Origin of the sequence: Micromonospora fulviviridis, from assembly GCF_014648395.1 — a bacterium.
In the GTDB taxonomy this organism is placed as follows: Bacteria; Actinomycetota; Actinomycetes; order Mycobacteriales; family Micromonosporaceae; genus Micromonospora; species Micromonospora fulviviridis.
In genome coordinates this window covers 660,791-680,866 of record NZ_BMRA01000001.1, presented here as the reverse complement: position 1 = coordinate 680,866, position 20,076 = coordinate 660,791, and the positions used below count along the sequence as shown (strand labels likewise).

Annotated in this window: 16 protein-coding genes; 7 read left to right on the top strand and 9 right to left on the bottom strand. The window is 73.5% G+C overall.

Annotated elements, in window-relative coordinates; all coding sequences use genetic code 11:
• Positions 1-23 precede the first annotated feature (23 nt).
• Positions 24-632, top strand: coding sequence for an NAD(P)H:quinone oxidoreductase (wrbA, locus tag IEY96_RS03385; RefSeq protein ID WP_189193301.1), 609 nt, complete (start codon positions 24-26; stop codon positions 630-632).
• A gap of 86 nt (positions 633-718) precedes the next feature.
• On the opposite strand, the gene IEY96_RS03380 is transcribed toward wrbA, so the two are convergent.
• Positions 719-2,839, bottom strand: a complete 2,121-nt coding sequence (locus IEY96_RS03380) for a PhoX family protein (RefSeq protein ID WP_189193300.1) — start codon at positions 2,837-2,839, stop codon at positions 719-721.
• Positions 2,840-3,062: 223 nt separating this feature from the next.
• Between IEY96_RS03380 and IEY96_RS03375 the strand changes: the two genes are divergently transcribed.
• Together IEY96_RS03375 and IEY96_RS03370 are read left to right on the top strand one after the other, a co-directional pair.
• Complete coding sequence (locus tag IEY96_RS03375; RefSeq protein WP_189193605.1) at positions 3,063-3,578, top strand: sigma-70 family RNA polymerase sigma factor; 516 nt, start codon at positions 3,063-3,065, stop codon at positions 3,576-3,578.
• Entirely contained in the window at positions 3,575-4,294 is a 720-nt protein-coding gene (locus IEY96_RS03370) for an anti-sigma factor family protein (protein ID WP_189193299.1), read from the top strand. The genes IEY96_RS03375 and IEY96_RS03370 overlap by 4 nt, the downstream gene beginning before the upstream one ends.
• Positions 4,295-4,301: 7 nt before the next feature.
• Here the strand turns inward: IEY96_RS03370 and rarD are convergent, their stop codons facing one another.
• From rarD to eccE, 4 genes are all read right to left on the bottom strand, one after another.
• The gene (rarD, locus tag IEY96_RS03365) at positions 4,302-5,225 is read right to left on the bottom strand and encodes an EamA family transporter RarD (RefSeq protein WP_189193298.1); all 924 of its coding nucleotides are present in this window, start codon (positions 5,223-5,225) and stop codon (positions 4,302-4,304) included.
• Positions 5,222-5,710 (bottom strand): GNAT family N-acetyltransferase, encoded by a 489-nt coding sequence (locus IEY96_RS03360; RefSeq protein WP_189193297.1) that lies wholly within the window; start codon positions 5,708-5,710, stop codon positions 5,222-5,224. Before IEY96_RS03360 ends, rarD begins: the two co-directional genes overlap by 4 nt.
• Before the next feature lie 94 nt (positions 5,711-5,804).
• Positions 5,805-6,191, bottom strand: a complete 387-nt coding sequence (locus IEY96_RS03355) for a phage holin family protein (RefSeq protein ID WP_151461348.1) — start codon at positions 6,189-6,191, stop codon at positions 5,805-5,807.
• Positions 6,192-6,238: 47 nt separating this feature from the next.
• The gene (gene eccE / locus IEY96_RS03350) at positions 6,239-8,041 is read right to left on the bottom strand and encodes a type VII secretion protein EccE (protein ID WP_229791360.1); all 1,803 of its coding nucleotides are present in this window, start codon (positions 8,039-8,041) and stop codon (positions 6,239-6,241) included.
• A 236-nt stretch (positions 8,042-8,277) separates the two neighbouring features.
• On the opposite strand from eccE, the gene IEY96_RS03345 reads away from it, so the two are divergent.
• The gene (locus IEY96_RS03345; protein WP_189193604.1) at positions 8,278-8,595 is read left to right on the top strand and encodes a WXG100 family type VII secretion target; all 318 of its coding nucleotides are present in this window, start codon (positions 8,278-8,280) and stop codon (positions 8,593-8,595) included.
• 20 nt (positions 8,596-8,615) lie between these two features.
• Positions 8,616-8,909, top strand: a complete 294-nt coding sequence (locus IEY96_RS03340) for a WXG100 family type VII secretion target (protein WP_189193295.1) — start codon at positions 8,616-8,618, stop codon at positions 8,907-8,909.
• Positions 8,910-8,979: 70 nt separating this feature from the next.
• Here the strand turns inward: IEY96_RS03340 and mycP are convergent, their stop codons facing one another.
• A complete protein-coding gene (gene mycP, locus IEY96_RS03335; RefSeq protein WP_189193294.1) occupies positions 8,980-10,185 on the bottom strand; it encodes a type VII secretion-associated serine protease mycosin in 1,206 nt (401 codons plus the stop codon).
• Positions 10,186-10,337: 152 nt separating this feature from the next.
• On the opposite strand from mycP, the gene IEY96_RS03330 reads away from it, so the two are divergent.
• Together IEY96_RS03330 and IEY96_RS03325 are read left to right on the top strand one after the other, a co-directional pair.
• On the top strand, positions 10,338-13,511 hold the full coding sequence (locus IEY96_RS03330) for an SseB family protein (RefSeq protein ID WP_229791359.1): 3,174 nt from the start codon (positions 10,338-10,340) through the stop codon (positions 13,509-13,511).
• Positions 13,508-13,873 (top strand): UCP033725 family protein, encoded by a 366-nt coding sequence (locus tag IEY96_RS03325; RefSeq protein ID WP_189193293.1) that lies wholly within the window; start codon positions 13,508-13,510, stop codon positions 13,871-13,873. Before IEY96_RS03330 ends, IEY96_RS03325 begins: the two co-directional genes overlap by 4 nt.
• A 1-nt stretch (position 13,874) precedes the next feature.
• Here IEY96_RS03325 and IEY96_RS03320 read toward each other — a convergent pair whose 3' ends face one another.
• The 3 genes from IEY96_RS03320 to IEY96_RS03310 all read right to left on the bottom strand — a co-directional run bounded on the left by IEY96_RS03320 (position 13,875) and on the right by IEY96_RS03310 (position 19,995).
• Complete coding sequence (locus IEY96_RS03320) at positions 13,875-14,807, bottom strand: alpha/beta fold hydrolase (protein ID WP_189193292.1); 933 nt, start codon at positions 14,805-14,807, stop codon at positions 13,875-13,877.
• 169 nt (positions 14,808-14,976) lie between these two features.
• Positions 14,977-17,409: an immune inhibitor A domain-containing protein gene (locus IEY96_RS03315; protein ID WP_189193602.1), complete on the bottom strand. Its 2,433-nt coding sequence runs from the start codon at positions 17,407-17,409 to the stop codon at positions 14,977-14,979.
• 285 nt (positions 17,410-17,694) lie between these two features.
• A complete protein-coding gene (locus IEY96_RS03310) occupies positions 17,695-19,995 on the bottom strand; it encodes an immune inhibitor A domain-containing protein (RefSeq protein WP_189193291.1) in 2,301 nt (766 codons plus the stop codon).
• Positions 19,996-20,076 lie beyond the last annotated feature (81 nt).

Below are 20,076 nucleotides of genomic sequence, written 5' to 3'. Positions count from 1 at the left end.
ACCGCACCGGAAGGAAGCCGAACATGGAACCCGTGCACGTCGCGATCATCTACTACAGCGCCACCGGCACCATCCACACCCTGGCACAGGCCGCCGTCGAGGGCGCGGAGAAGGCCGGTGCCGTCGTACGACTGCGCAAGGTCGCCGAAACGGCCCCACCGGAGGCGGTCGGCGTCCGGCCGGAGTGGGAGCGGCACCTCCAGGACACCGCCGGCGTCGCCGAGGCCGGCCACGACGACCTGGAGTGGGCCGACGCGGTGCTGTTCGGCACCCCCACCCGCTTCGGCAACCCGGCCAGCCAGCTCCGGGCGTTCATCGACACCACCGGCCCGCTGTGGTTCCAGGGCAGGCTCGCGGACAAGGTGTACTCGGCCTTCACCGCCTCCAACACGGCCCACGGCGGGCAGGAGTCCACCCTCCTGGCGCTGGCCAACACCTTCTACCACTGGGGCGGCATCATCGTTCCCCCCGGCTACACCGATCCCGTCCAGTTCCGGTCGGGCAACCCCTACGGCACCTCGCACGTGGTCGGTGACGGCCCGCCCGGTGAGGTGGCCCTCCAGGCGGCCCGCCACCAGGCCCGCCGCGTCGTCGACACCGCCGCCGCCCTCAAGGCCCGCCGCGCCGCCTGATCCGGCGGCGGGCACGCGAAGGGCCCCTCCCCGGCGGGGAAGGGGCCCAACGTCGGCGGTCCAGCGCCGGACCGCCAGGAGGAACGTCAGCTGCCGACGGGGCCGCCGTCCAGGCGCCAGGTGACCACCACGGCGGGCTTCGCGAAGTCGCCGTCCGGCCAGGTCGAGGCCGGGTTCTCCACCGACGCGCCGGTGATCTCGCCCGGGTGCTGCACGGCCACGAAGACCGAGCGGTTGTCCTTCGTGATGAACGGGCCGCAGGTCTCCGCGCCGAGCGGCACGGTGAGGAACTGCTTCAGGTGACCCCGCTCCGGGCCCTCGACGGCGGTGGCGAAGAGGCCGTCGTTGCTGCCCAGCGCGTTGCCGTCGGTCGAGATCCAGAGGTTGCCGGTGGCGTCGAAGGCGACGTTGTCCGGGCAGGAGATGGGGGAGACCTTGGTCTTGTCGTACCCGGCGAAGTGGGTCGACGGGTCGGCCGGGTCGCCGCAGACGATCGGCAGCGACCAGGCGAAGGTCTCGGCGGTGTTGTCGCCGCGGTCCTCGACCAGCTCCAGGATCTGCCCGTGCTTGTTGAGGTTGCGCGGGTTCGCCTCGTCGGCCGCCGCCTTGCCGGCCTTGCCCCGGTCGGTGTTGTTGGTCAGCGCCACGTAGATCTTGCCGGTGAGCAGGCTCGGCTCGACGTCCTCCGGACGGTCCATCCTGGTCGCGCCGACCTTGTCCCCCGCGAGGCGGGTGAAGGTCAGCACGTCGGCGGCGGTCATCCCGTCGACGTACGAGCGGTTGCCGCTGACCAGCTTGATCCAGCGACCCCGGCCGTCGAACGCACCGTCCGAGGGGAGCTTGCCGGTGCCGTCGATCTCGGCGGCGCTGTTCCCCTCCAGGGCGGCCACGTAGAGCGTGCCGGACTCCAGCAGGGTCAGGTTGTGCTTGCGGGCCACCCACGAGTTGCCCGGCATGAACTTCTTGTCCGAGACGAACTTGTAGAGGTAGTCGAAGCGCTCGTCGTCGCCCATGTACGCGACCACGCGCCCGTCCTTCGCGACGATCACGTTGGCACCCTCGTGCTTGAACCGGCCCAGCGCGGTGTGCTTGCGCGGGCGGCTCTCCGGGTCGAACGGGTCGATCTCGACGACCCAGCCGTAGCGGTGCGCCTCGTTCGGGTGCTTCGCCAGGTCGAAGCGCTCGTCGGCGCGCTCCCACTTCCGGCTGCCGCTGGGGTAGCGCACGTCGGTCGGGATGCCGTAGCGGGCCAGCTTCGGCTTCAGCTCCTCGGGCGCGCCGTCGCCGCCCACGAAGTACTGGTTGAAGTTCTCCTCGCCGGAGAGCACCGTGCCCCACGGGGTGACCCCGCCGGAGCAGTTGTTCAGCGTGCCGACGACCGTACGACCCTTGGGGTCGGCGGCGGTGCGCAGCCAGGCCGAGCCGACGGCCGGGCCGGTCAGCTCCAACTTCGTGGCCAGGGCGGTGACCCGCCGGTTGTACTGCCGGCGTCCGCTGCGCACCGGCCGCCACTGCCCGGAGCCGTCGGCCCGCTCCAGCTCCACCACCGACATGCCGTGGGCGGCCATGGCCACCCGCAACTGCTCCACCGAGAGCGCGTCCTGGCTCGTGAAGCCGGGGAACATGAGGTCCTCGTTGGTGTACTCGTGGTTGACCACCAGCAGCGCGCGCCTGCGGTCGATCGGCAGCACCCCGACGAAGTCGTTGTTGTAGCCGAACTGCTCCGACTGCGCGGCGGCGGTCTGCCCGTGCACGTCGAACGCGGGCGCGCCCGGCACCACCGGGTCACCCCACTTGATGACCACCGCGTGGTCGTACCCGTTGGGCACGACCAGGGTGTCGAGCTTGTTCGGCGGGATCGGCCTGAAGGTCAGAGCGCCGCTGCCCACCCCACCGGCCGGCGCGGCGGCCTCGCCCGCAGCGGGGACGGCCGGGGCGGTGGGGGCGGCGGCGGCCGGGGCCGCGCCGGCGAGGGCGCCCGCCACCGCCCCGCCGAAGCCGAGCACGAGGGCGCCGGCGGCGCCGGCCCGCACCACGCCGCGCCGGGAGACCTCGGCGTCGACCAGGTCCCCGAAGTACGGGTTGTCGGATCGGTTCGGCACCGGGTGCTCGCAGGCGTTGCCGCACCGGTACTGGCAGGTCATGGCGTCCCGGGCGCCGTGGCGGGTGGCGCCGAGCAGCGGGAGCAGCCGAGGACGGTCGCTCATGGGGTGGAGCCTCCTGGTCGGACGTCGGTGGCGCGCCCGGAATCGGCCGGGGCGCGCGTACGGGCCGGACGCTGCCAGGGCCCGGTGAGCGGGCACCGGCCGGCACGTGAACCGGATGTGAACAGCTACCGTGTGACCTGCGGCTGAACCGTTCGGCGTCACGGCACGTATCAAGGGGCGAACGCATCGCCGGTCTCCCCGCCGCCGGAAGCGAGGTACCGCCATCAGTGACCACGACGCCCAACTGCTGCGCGCGCTGCACGACGAGCATGCCGACGCGCTCTTCGCGCACGCCCTCCGGCTGGTCAACGGCGACCGCTCGCGCGCCGAGGACCTGGTGCAGGAGACCCTGCTCCGGGCCTGGCGGCATCCCGAGTCGCTGGACCCGCGGCGCGGCTCGGTCCGCGCCTGGCTGTTCACCACCGCCCGGAACCTGGCCATCGACGCCTGGCGCCGGCGGTCCACCCGCGTCGGCGAGGTCTTCACCGACGAACTGCCCGAACCTGCCGAGACGGTCGACGAGACGGAGCGCGCGGTGGAGGCGTGGACCGTGGCCGAAGCGCTGAACCGGCTCAGCCCGACCCACCGCGAGGTGCTCGTGGAGTGCTTCTACCAGGGGCGGTCGGTGGCGGAGGCGGCCGCGCGGCTCGGGGTGCCGCCGGGCACGGTGAAGTCCCGCACGCACTACGCGCTCCGGTCACTACGGTTGGCGCTGGCCGAGATGGGGGTGACCGGATGACCCGCTGCGAGTTCGCGCACGACGACGGCGCGTACGTCCTGGGCGCCCTCGCCCCCGCCGACCGGGCGGCCTACGAGCGGCACCTGGCCGGCTGCGCGTCCTGCCGGGAGGCGGTGGCCGAGATCGCCGTGCTGCCCGGCCTGCTGGGCCGGCTCGACCCGGCCGGGCTGGAGCAGTTCCTGCCGTCCGCCACGGAGACCTCCCGGGTGCCCGCGCTGCTCGACGCCGCGCGGGAGCGCCGGCGCCGCGAGCGGTCCCGGTCCCGGCGACGGTACGCGCTGACCGCGCTCGCCGCGGCCGCGCTCGCCGTGCTGGCCGGCGTCGGGGTGTCCCTGGTCCGCCCGCCGGCCACCCCGCCGCCCACGGCGACGGGCCCGACGGCGAGCGCCACGGCGCAGGTGACCATGACGGCCATGCGGCCGGTCGCCGGCCCGGTGCCGCTGCACGCCGAGGTCGGCCTGACCGACAAGAGGTGGGGAACCGAGGTGACCATGCGCTGCGGGTACGACCAGCGCGGCGGTCACCGCGAGGCGTACACCTTCCGGCTGGTGGCGCACGGCCCGGACGGCGCGACGGAGCAGGTCGGCACCTGGCTGGCCGCCCCCGGCGACAACGTCCGGGTGGTCGGCGCCACCCACTTCACCCACGGCGAACTGGTACGCCTCGAACTGGTCCGCGCCGACGGCACCCCGGTGCTCGCCTACGACGCCCGCTGAGGTGCGGTCAGCGGGCCCCCGCGGGCACCGGGGCGGCGGCCGCCCGCGCCGCGGCGCGGGTCCGGCGGGTGTGCCGGACGGCGTCCGCCGTGAACACCACGAGGGCGAGCCAGACCAGGGCGAACCCGGCCAGCCGGGCCGGCGGCATCGGCTCGTGGAAGATCAGCACGCCGCAGCCGAGCTGGAGGATCGGCGCGAGGTACTGCAACATGCCCAACCCGGTGAGCGGCAGCCGGTTGGCCGCCCCGGCGAAGAGCAGCAGCGGGATCGCGGTGGCCGCGCCGGCCAGGACCAGCAGCACGGTGTGCCCGGAGCCGTGCCCGAAGGTGGCGTCGCCCTGCCGGCCGAGCCAGCCGAGGTAGGCCAGCGCGGGCAGGGCCAGCACTGCCGACTCGACGAAGAGCCCCTCCGCGGCGGGCAGCCCGAGCCGCTTCTTGACCAGCCCGTACCCGGCGAAGCTGAAGGCCAGCGTGAGGGCCAGCCAGGGCAGCCGGCCGTAGTCGACGGTCAGCACCGCCACCGCGAGGCCACCCACGCCGAGCGCCGCCCACTGCGCCGGGCGCAGCCGCTCGCGCAGCACGAAGACCCCGATCAGCACCACGACCAGCGGGTTGATGAAGTAGCCGAGGGCGGTCTCCACCACCCGGTCGGAGTTCACCCCGTCGATGTAGGTGCCCCAGTTGACGGCGATGAGCGCGGCGGCGGCCGCGATGGCGGCGAGCGCCCGGGGCCGCCGGACCAGCGCCCGCAGGAAGCCGATGTTGCGCATGGCGGCCAGCAGCAGCGCAACGAAGACCACCGACCAGACGATCCGGTGCGCGAGGATCTCCACCGGCCCGGCCGGGCGGAGCAGCTTCAGGTAGATCGGGAAGAAACCCCAGAGCAGGTACGCGCCGAAGCCGTAGAGGTAGCCGAGACGGGTCTGGTTCACGCCTCCACCGTAAGTGGCGAACCGGCGCTTTGGTCCTTTCCGGTGAGCTGGGTCACCCGCCGGTCGTACTCCATCCAGCGGCCCGGGTCGACCGGCGTGAAGCCGACCTTCGCGTAGACCCCGTGCGCGTCGTTGGTGGCCAGCACGATCCGGCGTACGCCCCACTCGGCCAGGTGGTCGCGGGCCGCGCCGGCCAGCCAGGTGCCCAGCCCCCGGCCCCGCTCGGCCCGGTCGACGTAGACGTCGCAGAGCCAGGCGAAGGTCGCCCGGTCGGTGACCACCCGCGCCACCGCGACCTGCCGCCCGTCCCCGGGCCGGTAGACGCCGAAGCCGATCGACCCGGCGAAGGCCCGCCCCACCGTGGCCCGGTCCCGCCCGAGCGCCCAGTAGGCGTCGGTGGAGAGCCAGTGGTGCACCCGGTCCAGGTCGAGCCGGTCCGGATCGGTGCTGAGCAGGTAGCCGTCAGGGCGGGTCAGGGTGAACACCCTTCGACCCTAGTTGCGGCCCGACCGGGCCTCGCCAGCCAATTCCCGCCCACTGGCCTGGGCCGGCGGGCGGGAATCAGCGGGTGGTGCGGGCTCAGTCGCGGTCGAGGACGGCGCCGAGGATCCAGGTGACGATGCCGACGAAGAGCGCGCCCAGCACCGCGGCCGGCCAGAAGCCGTCCACGTGGAAAGGCAGCCCCGCCTCACCGGCGATCCAGCTGGTGAGCAGGAAGAGCAGGCCGTTGACCACCAGCGCGATCAGGCCGAGGGTCAACAGGTAGAAGCCGCAGCCGACGGTCTTGATGATCGGCTGGAGCACCGCGTTGACCACACCGAAGATCACCGCGACGAGCACCAGCGTGGTGACCGTCTCGGTGGCCGAATCCGAGTCCAGCGTGATGCCCGGGATGAGCAGCGTGGCCAACCAGAACGCCACGGCCGTCGTGCCCAGCCGGATCAGAAGACCCTTCAGAAAATCCATGGCCGGGATCGTGCCACGCCGCGTCGACTCGCGGAACCCGTGCCGGCTCAATGGCGGGCCGGGCGACCGACCAGTTGCGACTCGATCGGCGTCGGCGAGAGCAGCGCCCAGCGCAACGCCCGCCGGTTCACCACCGCCACCATGTCGTCCCGGATCCGGGTCAGCCACTCCGCCGAGCCGCCCAGGCCGAGCGCCGCACCGGCCAGCGCCGCCTCGCCGGGATCGAGCGGTTGCAGGATCGCCAGGTCGGCGCGGGCCAGCGCGGCCGTGTCGGCCGGGGTCAGCTCGTCGCGGACCACCAGCACGGACTGCCAGGCCGCCGCCGGACCGACCTCCGGCGGCACCGGGCCGGCGTCGACCACCAGCAACAAGGGTTGCAGCGGCGAGCCAGGCTGCCCGCCGACCGGCCGCCCCGGCGGGACCAGCGGGACCACGCCGCCCGGTGCGCCGACCCCGCGGACGAACGGCTCCCAGACCCGGGGTCGGGTCGTCTGCACCGCCACCCGGGCGCCGAGCGCAAGTGCCCGCAGGGTCAGCAGCTGGGCCGCGCGTACCCCACCGACCAGCAGCAGCCGGGTCGTCGCGGGGCGGAACAGGCGTACGGTCACGGCGCCGCCGTGCCGGTTGGCGCCCACCATCAACCCGGACTCGCCGAGGGCCAGCTCGAGGGCGGCCAGCTCGGGCCCGACCGGGGTGGCCGCCCGGGCGACCGCCAGCGGCAGGGTGGCCGCCAGCCCGGTCAGGTGCTCGCCGTCCAGCCGGCGCAGCTGCGCGCCGAGATCCCCGGCGAGCCGGCGCAGCGCCCGCTCGGCCACCGCCAGCTCCGCGGTGGTGGGGGCGGCCAGGCGTACGGTCAGCTCGGCCGGCGTGGGCGCGGCGTCGGCGCCGGCGCGCGGCCCCACGCAGAGCGCGACGGTGGTGGCGGTGGCCGGCAGCGCGAGCAGCCGGGGAACCAGCCGCCGTGCCGCGTCGGTGCGCGGATCCGGCCAGCGGCGCAGCCGCCAGGTGGTCTGCGGCAGCCCGCCCACGGTCACCGCCGGCCAGCTCTCCCGGACCGGTGCCCCGGCGTCGTGGTGGGCCAGTTCGGCCACCACGCGCAGCGCCGCCGGGCCGCCGAGCGGGCGACCGGAGAGCGGGCCGAGCCGGCGCACGATCCGCCGGACCGTGCCGGACAGCGCCCGGAGCAGCTCCTCCTCCGACCAGCCGTCGGCCCGGAGCACCCGGACGGCCAGCACCGCCCGGGCCCGGCCCGCCAGCCGCCCGTCGGTGAGCTGGCGGTACGACGTGCCGGCTGCGCCGGCGGTGGGCGCCGGGGCGGGCGACGCGGAGCACAGCAGCTGGATGCGGACCGGTGGGCTCTCCGGCCCGGCCGGGGGCAGCAGGCCGAGCGGCGACGGCAGCTCCCGCGGGCCCTCGCCGAGCAGGTCGTCCGGGTCGCCGAGCTCCAGCAACGCGGTCATCCCGGCGGCGTCCTCCAGAACCGCCGCCGGGCCGCCGGCCAGCTCCGCCGCGCGTACCGCCGCCCCGGGGTGGGCCAGCTCCAGCAGCGCCGCCGGCCCGGAGGCCGCCGGCAGGGCGCGCCGCCGGGTCAGGTACGCCGCGCCGACGGCGAGCCATTCGAAGAGCCAGCGGCCCCGGAACCGGACCCAGGTGGCGGGCAGCAGGACCGCCGCCAGCAGCAGGGCCGCCGCGGTCACCGGGACGCCCCGGCCCACCGCTGCGACCAGCACCGCCACCGCGACCTGCGCGGCCACCACCTGCCCGGCGCGAACGGCGGGAGCCGGGCGCTGTGTCGACTGTGGCGGCGGGGCGGGTGCGGGAGCCGGCCGGTCGGTCGTGGTCGCGGTCACCGCACCTCCTCCGCCTGTTCGCCGGGTGACGCCGCCGTGGCTCATCGTAGGGCTTCGTCGTCCACAGGGGAGCCCGAGGGGGTAGCAGAACCGGAGTCGGACGGCTACCGTCAGCGACGAGTTCCGTCGAGCGCGCCGGCCGTCCCCTCCCCCCTTCTCCGGCGGCGCACTCCGGCGAGTCCACGGTGGTCGCTCCGGCGACCAGCCACGACCGAGGAGACGAGGTGACGTCCGGGGTGTCCCAGACCCAGGCAGAAGCCGCGGTGATGCAGCAGACCGCCGCGAAGTTCGAGCAGGTCGACCAGTCGCTGCAGACCATGCTCAGCGGCCTGATGGCCGAGCTGGAGGTGTTGCAGCAGGCCTGGCGGGGCGCCGGTGGGCGCTCCTTCGCGCAGGTCAAGCAGCAGTGGGCGCAGGATCAGGCGGCCCTGCAACGGGCGCTGCGGGAGACCGCGACGGCGATCCGCACCGCCGGCCGGCACTACGACGTGTCCGACACCGAGGCCGCCGGCCGGGTGGCGGGCACCCACCGCGGCATCCAGCTGCCGCTCTGACCCACGGGAAGGACCGATCGATGGACCACGGTGTGCTGGTCGTCAACTTCGCCGCCCTGCAACAGGCCGGCGCGGACATCCAGAGGGCGCTGACCACCCTCGAGAGCCAGCTCGGGCAGCTCGAACGCGACGCCGCCCCGCTGGTGACGAGCTGGTCCGGCCAGGCGCGCGAGGCCTACGAGCAGCGGCAGGCCCGCTGGCGGGCCGCCTCGCAGGACCTCCAGGCCATGCTGCGCGACATCAAGCTGGCCGTGGAGGACTCCGCGGCCGACTACCTCGACACCGAGAAGCGGAACGTCAACCTGTTCCAGTGACCGTCGGCGGGCGGCACGGGCGCTCCCGCCCGTGCCGCCCGCCGCTCGGGTTGTGTCAGTTCCGGCCGGGTCAGGCCGGGCCGGCCGGGTGCCAACGGCGGCGCGCCCCGCGGGGCAGCACCACGGCGAGCAGCACCACCACGAGGGCGGCGGCCCCGGTCGCGCCGGCCACCAGCAGCGCCCGGTCGCGGGCCGTCGTCCGGCGCGCCTGCCGGGCCAGCTCCGCCGGGTCCGGCCGGTCGACCGGGAGCGCCGCCCCGGTTCCCTGGCCGGCAGCCGCCCCACCGGTCGACTCGGTCACCGCGCGGTACGGGTTCAGCACCCCCGCGCCGTAGCCGTCCGCCCGCCCCGCGGCCGGGTCGGCGCTCGTCACGATCCGCCGGGCGACCTCGGCCGCGTCCAGTTCGGGGCGGTACTGCCGGAGCAGCGCCGCGGTGCCGGCCACGAAGGGCGCGGCGTAGCTCGTCCCCTCCGCCCGGTGGTGGCCCTGCCGGGGCGCCGCCATCAGCACGTCGCTGCCCGGGGCGACCAGGTCGACGTACGGGCCGGTCTGGGAGAAGGCGGCGCGGGTGCCGTCCGCCCCGATCGCGCCCACCCCGAGCACCCCGTCGTACGCGGCCGGGTACGGGCGGGGATCCCCACTGTCGTGCAGGTTGCCGGCGGCGGCCACCACCACGACGTCCCGCCGGACCGCGTAGGCGATCGCGGCACGGACGGCGGGGTTGTCCGCGTACAGCACGACGGAGAGGTTGACCACCCCGGCGTCGTGGTCCACCGCCCAGCGGATGGCCCGGGCGAAGTCGGCCGCGCCGACCGTACGCCCCGACTCCCGCCCCTCGACCACCTGCTGTTCGCTGACGCGTACCGGCAGGATGCGCGCGTCCGGCGCGAGCCCGCGGAAGGCCACGCCCGGCCGGGGCGCGGCGGCGATGATGCTCGCCACGCCGGTGCCGTGCCCCGCACAGTCCCGGGTGCCGTCGCCGCCCGGGTCGAGGAAGTCGACCCCGTCGAGCACCCGGCCGGCGAGCTGCGGGTGGGACCGGTCCACCCCGGAGTCGACCACCGCGACCACCACGCCGGAGCCGGTGGCGAGGGGAGCGAGCCGGTCGGGCGCGTACCGTTGCTGGGGCCAGGGCTGCTCCGCGACGGCGCGGGCCGGCGCGGGCGGGGCGGCGCAGGCCGACGGCGCCCGGGCCGCCGCCGGGGCGGCCGGCGAAGCGGCGACCAGGAGGGTCGCCAGAACGGCCAGGGCCGGGCGCGCGGTGGGCCGGGACATCGACGCCCTCCGTATCGTGTCGACTCCGGAACGGGATGTTAGCGCCTCGCCGACGACCCGGCCGACCGTCGATGGCCAGGCATTGTGATCTTGTTACCACCTTGTAGGTTGTAGGCGATGCCTGTGGCCTGTTCACGGAAGGAGAGGTGGCCGTGACCGGATGGGAACCGGCCACCGAGGCCGAGGTGGCGATGCGGGATGCGCTGCGCGCACAGGACCAACAGCTCTACTTCCGCATCCTGACCCGCGTCGATCTGCTGCTGCCGGTCGCCGCGGAGACGGCCGCCGGGCGGGGCCCGACGGGCTGGGGCACCTGGACCACCGGGGGTCGGACGCACGTGCTGGCCTTCACCTCCGCCACGGCGCTGCGCGCCTGCCTGGGGGAGAACGCCGGAGCCACCCGCCGCGTCCCGTACGCCGACCTGGCCGCGGACTGGCCCAATCACGAGTGGTGGCTGGCGGTCAATCCGGGGCTGCCGATCGAGGGCTACCTGCCGGCCTGGTTCGTCGCGCAGCTCGCCCGCGGCGACGTCCGGCTGCCGGGCCGGACCATGGGCGCCCGGGCCCGCCTGGAGCGGGTGGAGAGCGCCGCCCGGGCCGCCCGGAGTGGCCCGTCCGCACCCGGCCACGACGTCCCGCCGCCGCCCGTGTCCCCGGCGGCCGGAGGACGGGTCCCGCCGGCCCGGAGTGGACCCGAACCGGGCGGCGAGGCGTCGACCGTCCCGATCCCGACCGTTCCCGCCCCGAGCACCCGGGCCGCCGTCCCCGACCCGCCCGCCCCACCGCCGTCCCGCCGCCCCGACCCGGCGACCGGCCGTCCGGCCCGCCCGCTCGGCCGCCGTGCCTTCGACGACGCGCGGCCCGCCGATCCGGCCGGCACCGATCCGGGGCCGGACAATCTCGCCGGCTGGCTCACCGACCTGCGCCGACGTCCCGACGAGTCGGATCCGTTCGCCGACGCCGGCCGCTCCGGCCCGGCCAACGGCCGGTCGGCCGAACCCGCGCCGCCACCCGCCCGGTCCTTCTTCGAGCCCACCTCCGGCCGTTCGCCCCGGCGGCCCTCGCCGCTGGACGCGCCGCGTCGCAGCGCGGACCGGGCGGCGCCGCCCTCCCGGTTCGCCGGTGGCGCCCAGCCGTTCCCGCGCCGGCGGCCGCTCAACGAGCCGGTGCCGGAGGACCCGACGCAGGCGTTCCGGGTGGATTCCGCCGAACCGTCCCCAGCGAGCCGGCCGGCGGAACCGGCCCGGCCGTTCCGGCCCGCCGCCCCGGCCGCGGAGACCACGCAGGCGCTGCCCCGGCGGCGCCCCGGCACCGGCGACGACCCGGGACCGGACGAGGCGACCCAGCCGATCCCCGGGCCGGTCGACCTCGCCGAGGCCGAGGAGCTTCCGCCGTCGATCGCCGAGCCGGTGTCCGGCCCGCCCGCGCCGCGTCGGGGCTTCACCCCGATCGTCATCGAGGGCACCGTCATCGAGTCCCGCGAGCTGACCGAGCCGGCGGAGCCCGCGCCGCGCCCGGCCGCCGGCCCGCCGCCCGCGCCCTACGCGGTGCCCCCGGTGCCCGCCGCCGCCTCCGCGATGGCGTCGGCCACGGGGCCGGCCCCGTCCCCGAGCGACGGCGGTGCGGCGGTGCCCTGGGCCGGTCCCACCGACCCCACTCTGCCGCTGAGGGTCGACCCACCCACGTCGCCGGCCCCCGATCCCGATGCGGTCGGGTCCGTCGACTTCCGGGCAGCGCAGCCCGCTCCCTCCGGGGCGACGCCCGTCGACACGCCGGCCGAGCCGACCGTTCCGCTGTTCGGCCCGTCGGCGCCGGACGGGCCGGGTCCGTCGCTGTTCACCCCTGCCGGCTCCGGGGACGAGCCGACCGCGCCGCTGGCGGAGCCGCCCGTCGACCCGGCGGCCGCGCCGCTGGCGGAGCCGCCCGTCGACCCGGCGGTGTCCGCGTCCGACGCAGGCGTGGCGGCGGACGAGACGACGTCACTGTTCGCGCCGATGTCCCCGGCGCCCGAGCCGACCACGTCGCTGTTCGCGTCGGTCGAGCCCACCGCGCCGCTGTACGACCGGACCACCCCGGCGGGCGGGACAACCCCTCTGTTCGAGTCGCCCGCGCCGCCGGACGTGCCGCTCTTCGAGCCGGCCGCCGCTGCGGAGGAGCCGGCCACGTCGATGTTCGGGCCGGCGTCCGCTGCGGAGGAGCCGACAACGTCGGTGTTCGCACCGGCGGCTGCTGCGGACGAGCCGACCACCTCGGTGTTCGCGCCGGCCGCTGCGGCCGGGCCCGTGTCGCCGGAGAAGCCGACGACCGGCGGCTCCGCCGCCGCTCCGTCCCCGGTGGACGGTGCCAGGGAGGCCGACTTCGTGCCGGCGAACGAGGTGGAGGAGGAGTTGCTCGGCGCGGCCGGCAGCGGCAGCACCGACAGCTTCCTCACCACCCTGCTGCTGGCCCGGGTGCTGCTGCCGGTCGCCGCCGACTCGGTGGCGGGCAGCCGGCCGGGCGACCCCGGCTTCGTCTGGTGCACCGAGCAGATCGACGGCGGGACGTACGTGGTGGTCTACACCTCGCCCGAGCGGCTCGCGGACCGGACGGGCGCCCCGACCGAGACGGTACGGGTCAAGTTCGTCCAGCTCATCCGCCGCTGGCCGGACGTGAGCTGGTCGTTCGCCGTGAACCCGGGCACCCCGGTCGGGGCGACGTACCCGGGGGAGCAGGTCCTCGCGCTGGCCAACTGGGCCGCCGAGGTGGGGCTGGGCGACGACCCGGAGACCGAGCCGGAGCCGCCCGCCACGGCGCCGGCCCCGGCGGCCGAGCCCCGGCCCGCCCCGCCGGCGGTGGACCCGACCCGCCCCGTGACCATGCAGAAGGCGATCGCCCCGAGCCAGCTCGCCTACTACCTGGAGCGCGGCTACGACCGGGTCTCCGGCTTCGTGCACCGGGCCGGCGAGCTGGCCCACCTCGGCACCCCGGCCGAGCTGTACGACGCGCTCGGTCTCGGCCACCCCGGCTCGCCGTTCTCCCGCGACGCCGAGGAGATCTACGTGCTGCGCTGGCCGGCCTACCGGCCGAGCCTCTACCGGATCCCGTACGGCGGGCAGAACGAGGCCGCCATGCGGGCGATGGAGGGCTGGGTGATCGAGCGGCCCCCGTTCCGCGGCAACGGCTTCGCCCCGGGGGAGAGCAGCGACGTGGTCGCCGAGTTCAAGGTGGACAGCGCCCGGCTGCCGCACGGCGCCGAGCTGTGGCGGATCGGCGCGGACCGCAGCGAGCGGGTGGTCGCCGTGCTCGACACCGACGCGCTGCTCTGGGTCAAGGCGGACGACGCGTGACCCGCGACGGCTACGTGGCCCGCTGGCGGGGCCGGGAGTACCAGGCCAGCCCGGACGGCGGCGACGTCCGGCTGTACCAGCCGGAGCCGGGCGAGGGCTTCACCGAGGTACGCCCCGGCCGGCACGTCCGGGTGGTGCCGGTCGCCGAGGTCGAGGACCTGGCGTACGTGCGGACCACCTGCACCTGGCAGGGCCAGCCGTTCATCGTGCTGGCCGAGCACGACGGCTGGCTGCGGGTGGAGTACACCGGCGGCCGCTGGCCGGTGGCGCAGAAGATGGGGCTGGAGGCGTTCGACTTCGGCGTCTACCAGGGCTGGGTGCCCGCGAACGAGGTGACCGACCTGCGCGAGCAGCGGGTGTAGGTCAGGACTTCGTCCAGCGCAGGATCTCGCCGAGCACCAGGTCCCGCGCCTCCACGTGCGGGAAGTGGCCCACCCCGTCGAGCAGCCGCCACTCGTAGGGGGCGGTGACGTAGCGGCCGGAGCCCTGGGCGGTGCGCGGCAGTGAGGCCCGGTCGAGCGCGCCGTGCAGCTGGAGGGTCGGCGTGACGAGCGGCTTCTGCATCAGCCGGACGAACCGGTAGCCGTGCAGCCGCAGCACCGACCGGAACGCCCAGCGGTAGCCCTCCATCGCGCAGAACGCGGCCTGTGGGATCTGCATGGCCACCCGGCAGCAGCGGGCGTACGCGTCGAAGTCGGGGCCGTTCACCCAGCGTGGCCCGCCCCACCGGCGCAGCATGGCCTCCACCTCGGCGGCGTCGTCGCGGGTCAGCACGTGCTCGTAGCGGGGGAGCTGGAACTTCAGCGTGGGCGTGGACGCGGTGAACTGGCCGCGCGGGTCGGCGAAGATGGCGGCCCGGAGCCGGAGCGGGTGCGGTGCGCCGAGCACCACGAGCCGCCGCACCAGGGTGGGGTGGAACGAGGCGGCGGTCCAGGCGATGAGGCCGCCGGCGCCGCTGCCCACCAGGGTGGCCGACCGCTCGCCGAGGGCCCGGATCAGCCCGGCCACGTCGGCGGCGAGGGTGTAGCCGTCGTACCCCCGGGGTGGCTTGTCGCTCGCGCCGTAGCCGCGCAGGTCGACCGCGACCGCGCGGAAGCCGGCGTCGGCGACCGCCGGCAGCATCTCGTGCCAGGCGTACCAGTATTCGGGGAAGCCGTGCAGGAAGAGCACCATGGGGCCGGTGCCGGCCTCGACGACGTGGAACCGGCTGCCGTTGGCGCCGACGAACCGGTGTGTCCACGGCCCTTCGGGGAGGACACAGGACTCGTCGACGGGTCCGCCGCGCTGGTCGGTCATGGGGCACAGCCTAGGGCGGGCGCGGCGCGGGCGGCCCCGCAGGTGGCGAGGATCAGGGGATTCTCCGGGACGGTGCCGGACGGACCGCGGCGGGTCCGGCCGCCGGAAAGGGCGATGCCCGGGCAGGTGACCTGCCCGGGCATCGCGTGGTGTAGCGGTGATCAGCGGCTCAGGAGAAGCGGACCTTCATCGAGGTGCCGTCCTGCTGGAGAACCTTGATCTTGACACCGGTGGCCGGGAGCTTGACGCCGTGGTTCGGCAGCTCCGGGTACCAGTACTGCTTGGTGTCGTCGAACAGCGGCTGCGCGGCCTGGCCACGGATGTACTGCGGCTGGCTGTTGATGTGCAGCGTGAACGAGTCCGCCTTCTTCAGGCTGAACGGCGCGTCGTAGACCTGGACGCGGGCCCGCCACGGGGCGCCGGTCAGGTTGTAGATCGGCCGCGGGTGCGCGTCGATGATCAGGTTACGACCCTCGCCCGGGTGGGCGAACGTGTCGTTGTCCGCGTACCGGAGGTTCCAGTACGAGATCAGCAGACCCGTCTGGTACGCGTAGTGGTCCACGTAGTCCGGGCGGGTGTTCGCGTAGCCGAAGTAGTACGGGCCGGTCTTCAGGTACTTGTCGTACGAGACGTACGACCGGTTGCCGGCGATGTAGTAGTTGTCGAAGAGCCGGGTGTAGCTCTCCCCGGTGATGCTCCAGCCGTCGAGCGCCCAGTCCCCGGCACCGGTCTCGGCGCCGTCGCTGAGCAGGGTCTGGCCGTCGGCGGTCACGGTGATGGCGTCACCGAAGAAGCCGCCCGAGGAGACCCCACCGTCGGTGGTGTAGTGGAAGCGGAACTGGACGACCTTGCCCGCCGCCACGTCCATCGGGATGTTGATGTCCACCCACTTGCCCGCGCTGCTGCCGGTCAGACCCGGCGTCGGGTCGGTGTTGGACACCGGCGGGATCGGCTTGCCGTTGACCGTGCCCGGCAGGGCGGCCCAGGTCTTGCCGCCGTCCAGCGACGCCTCGAAGAAGAGGTAGTCGTAGCCGGTCTCGATGTTGAAGCGGCCCTTCATGGACAACGCCGCCGAGGTCTTCCCGGTGAAGTCGAGCGTCCTGGTCATGGTGTTGTTCAGGTCGTCGTCGTTACCGGAGAAGTACTGCTTGGTGCCCTCGAACGGAGCGCCGTACTGGAAGGTGTACTCCCGCTGCGGCAGCACCACGACCGCGGCCTGTGCCTTCTTGGAGTTGTACTCCTGCGGGCCCAGGTTCAGGTCGCGCTTCTGCCCGGCCTTGACCACCTCGTAGTCGAGCCAGCCGAGCTGGAGCTTGTTCCAGGCGCCGAGGTCGCCACCACGCTCGCCGATGCCCTGGTCGTTCTTGCCGCCGAGCCGGCTCTGGGCCATCAGGGTCCAGTGCTCGTTGTTGTTGTCCCCACCACTGATGACGTTGTAGTCGTCCGGCAGACCGAGGTCGTGGCCGTACTCGTGGTAGAAGACGCTGCGGCCACCGTTCTCCGGCTGGATCGTGTAGTCGCGGATCCAGACGCCGGTGTTGCCGATCTGGGTGCCGCCGATCGGGAAGTTCGGCGGACCGACGCGGGAGGTGTTGTACGCCGCCCAGCGGTGGCTCCAGATGGCGTCCTCACCCTGGTGCGGGTCACCGTCGGCCTGGTCGCCTCCGGAGTGGACGATCTGGAAGTGGTCGATGTAACCGTCCGGCTCGTTGAAGTTGCCGTCGCCGTCGTAGTCGAACCGGTCCCACTGGTCGAACGACTGCATGTCGGCCTTGATCTGGGCGTCGGTGCGGCCCTTGGCCTTCTGGTCCGCGACCCACTGGTTGGCGGCGTCGCGGATCAGGTCCCAGGTGTTCGGGCAGACGTTGTCCGCGCAGACCGCCGGGTCGTTGGCCGGGTCGTCCGAGTCGTCGGCGATCGGGTCGTCCGAGCGGCCGTACCGGGCGGCGTTGTACTTGACCTTCACCCAGTCGGTGACCTGCCCGTCGACCGTGTAGCGGCCGGACGACTGGGCCTCGTAGTACTGCTTGAGCGACTCGTCGCCCGGCTTGGTCCCGAAGTACAGCTGGCGGAAGTGCTCCGGGCTGTAGTCGGGCTGCCAGACGGTGGAGTTGTCCACGGCCCGGTTGGGCGCCGGGATCTCGTTGTGCCGCGGACCGTCGTACCCGGTCGGGCCCGCGATGTCCGGGTTGATGTCCTTGTCCGGGTAGGCCGGGTCGCGCTCGTCGCCGAACTCGGCGAGGATCACGAAGATCTTGTCGGTCCGTTCCCGGGCCAGCTCGACGTACTGGTCCTTCTTGCCCGCCTTGTTGCTGGCGGTCCGGGCGCCGGCCGCCGCCGCCGCGCCGCCGGCGGTCTCGCCGACCTTGACGACGGTGCTGCCGTTGATCTTCTGGGCCTTGGCCCGGCCGGACAGGACCTCGCTGAGGCCCTCCTGGCGGAGTGCCCGCCGCTTGTCCTCGAGCTTGTCCGGCAGATCGTGAGGGGCCTGCGGCTCGGCCGCCGCCGGAGCGGCAGCCGGCAGCTTCGGCGTCGGCGCGGCGCTGGCGGCCGTGCCCGCCACCAGTCCCGTCGCCGTCAGCGAAAGCCCGAGCAGACCCACTGCGACTTTGCGCACGTGGTACCTCCGGTGTGAGGGAACCGGCCCAACGGGGGTACGGGCCGGTGGAAGGTCCCACTAGTGGGACCACTGGTGAAGATAGACATTCCCGTGACGCGTGGGAAGACAGGCGCGTCGATTTGTAGCAACTTTTTGATGGGAACGCTCCTCACCGTCACATCAGGATCGGTCGATCGGCTGGGTTGAGCTGGGGCGAAAGGTTTCGGGGTACGCGAAAGGGGCCGGTGGCGTCGCCGCCACCGGCCCCTCGCGTCTGGTGCTACCCGATCAGTTGGTGACCTTGACGACCATGTCGCTGGTCGGGGTGGTGCCCTGCTTGAGGATCTCGATGGTGGTGCCGGTGCCGGCCACCTTCACCGAGTTCCACGGGTTGCCCGAGTTCCAGTACTTGCCGATGCCCTTGTCGCTGAAGATCGGCTGCGGCTCGAGCGCCGGCACGGTGACCGCCACGTCGTTCTTGTGGAAGGTCTGCGCCGGCTTGGCGTACAGGCTGAACGTGGCGTCGTAGCCGTTGCGCCGGTTGGTGATGGTGCCCTGCCCGCCGACGTTGATCTTGTCGGGACGGACGTCCACCGGCAGGTTCAGGCCGTAGCCCGGGTGCTGCGACGTGTTGTTGTCGCCGTACGCGTAGTTCACGTACCAGACCAGCATGCCCTGGTGGTTGGAGAAGTGCTCCACCCAGTTCGGGCGGCTGGCGAACCCGTAGTTGTACGGGCCGGACCGCAGCGTGTCGTCGTAACCGAACCAGGTCCGGTTCTCGGCGATGTAGAAGCGCGGGTAGGTGTCGGTCACGGAGCCCGTGATCCGGGTCCAACCCTTGGCGGTCCACTCCGCGGCGAGGGTCTCCGCGTCGTCGGTCCACGCGACCGAGCCGTTCTTGGTCAGCGAGACGTTGTCCAGGAACGGACCGGCGAAGTGCACGCCACCGTCGGTCGCGTAGCGGTAGCGGAACAGCACGGTCTGGCCGGCGAACGCCGACAGGTCGTAGGTCGAGTCGACCCACGCGCCGTTGCTGGAACCGTCGATGCCGCTGTCACCCGAGTCGACCAGGTTGTTCTTCAGGTCGGTCCAGGTGGCGCCGCCGTTGGCGGACACCTCGGCGTAGAGGTAGTCGTAGTCCTCTTCGATGTCGTACTGCAGCTTGGAGGTGATCGACGCGGTGGTCGCGCCGGTCAGGTCCAGGGTGCGGGTCAGCGTGGCGTTCAGGTCGTCCGCGCTGCCGCCCCACCACTCGTACGACCCGCCGAACGGCGTGTTGTAGTTCGTGGTCTGCGTCTGTGCGGGCAGGTTGACGACGACAGCCTGGGCCTTCGGCCCGTCGCTGTCACCGGCCGGGCCCAGGGTCACCTGGGTGCTGCCCTTGCCGTAGTCGACCGTGGTGTGGTTCAGCCAGCCCAGGAAGAGCTTCGACCACGGGTCCATGTACCCCGGGGTCGAACCGATGTCGTCGGTGCCGTGGCCGAGCCACGAACCGGAGGACATCAGGCTCCAGAAGCCGACACCGTTGTCGCCACCCGCGGTGTCGTACAGGTCCGGCAGACCGAGGTCGTGACCGTACTCGTGGGCGAAGACGCCGAGGCCGCCGTTCTCCGGCTCCGTGGTGTAGTCACGGATCCACATCCCGGTGTTGCCGATCTGCACACCGCCCGCGAGGTTGCCGGCCGGGCCGGCCTTGCCCTCGAGGTTGGTGAACGCCGCCCAGCGGTGCGACCAGATGGCGTCCTCGCCCTGGGCGCCGCCACCGGCCTCCTCGCCCTCACCGGCGTGCACCGCCTGGAAGTGGTCGAGGTAGCCGTCGGGCTCGTTGAAGTTGCCGTCGCCGTCGAAGTCGTACCGGTCCCAGATGTCGAACTGGGCCAGGTAGTCCTTGATCTGCTGCGGCGTCTTGCCGGCCTTGACCTGGGACTCGTACCAGGACGTGGCGCTGTCCTTGATGAAGTTCCAGTAGCCGTCGGCCTCGGAGATGGCGTTGCTGCCGTACCGGGCCTCGTTGTAGGGAACGGTGACCCAGTCGCTCACGTCACCGTTGACGGTGTACCGACCGCCGGACTGCTTGAGGTAGAAGTCCCGGAACGACTCGCCCTCACCGTAGAACATGTCCATGTAGTGGGCCCGGTCGAAGTTGGACCGCCACAGGGTGCTGTTGTCATCGGTGGAGCTGCCGTCCCAGTTGCGGTCCGGCTGGGGGATCTGGTTGACCACCGGACCGGCAGCTCCACCGGTGCGGGGGTCGGTCTTGTCGCCGAAGTTGACCAGCATGGTGAAGATCGGGTCGGTCTTCGGGGCCTGCTGGTACTCGACGAACAGGTCGTCCTTGACCTGGATGACCTTCGAGCCGTTGCGCGTCTGAAGCTTGGCCTTGCCCTGCAGCAGGTCGGCGATCGCCTGCTTCTTGACCTCCCGCTGCTGATCCGCCTTCGGATCCGCCAGGTTGTCCTTGTGCTTGGCCTTCTCGACGCCGGGGGTGGGCTCCGCCGCCGGGGCGGCGGACGCCGGCGTCGTGACGACACCGGCTGCCAGCAGCGCGGCCGCGGCCGAGGCCAGGCCCGCTGTGACTCGTCTCCTCAAAGGTCCTCCTCCTTTGTGGATCTGTTACATGGCAGAGGCAGCCAAAGCCATCACTGTCATGTCATGCGTCACTCACAATGA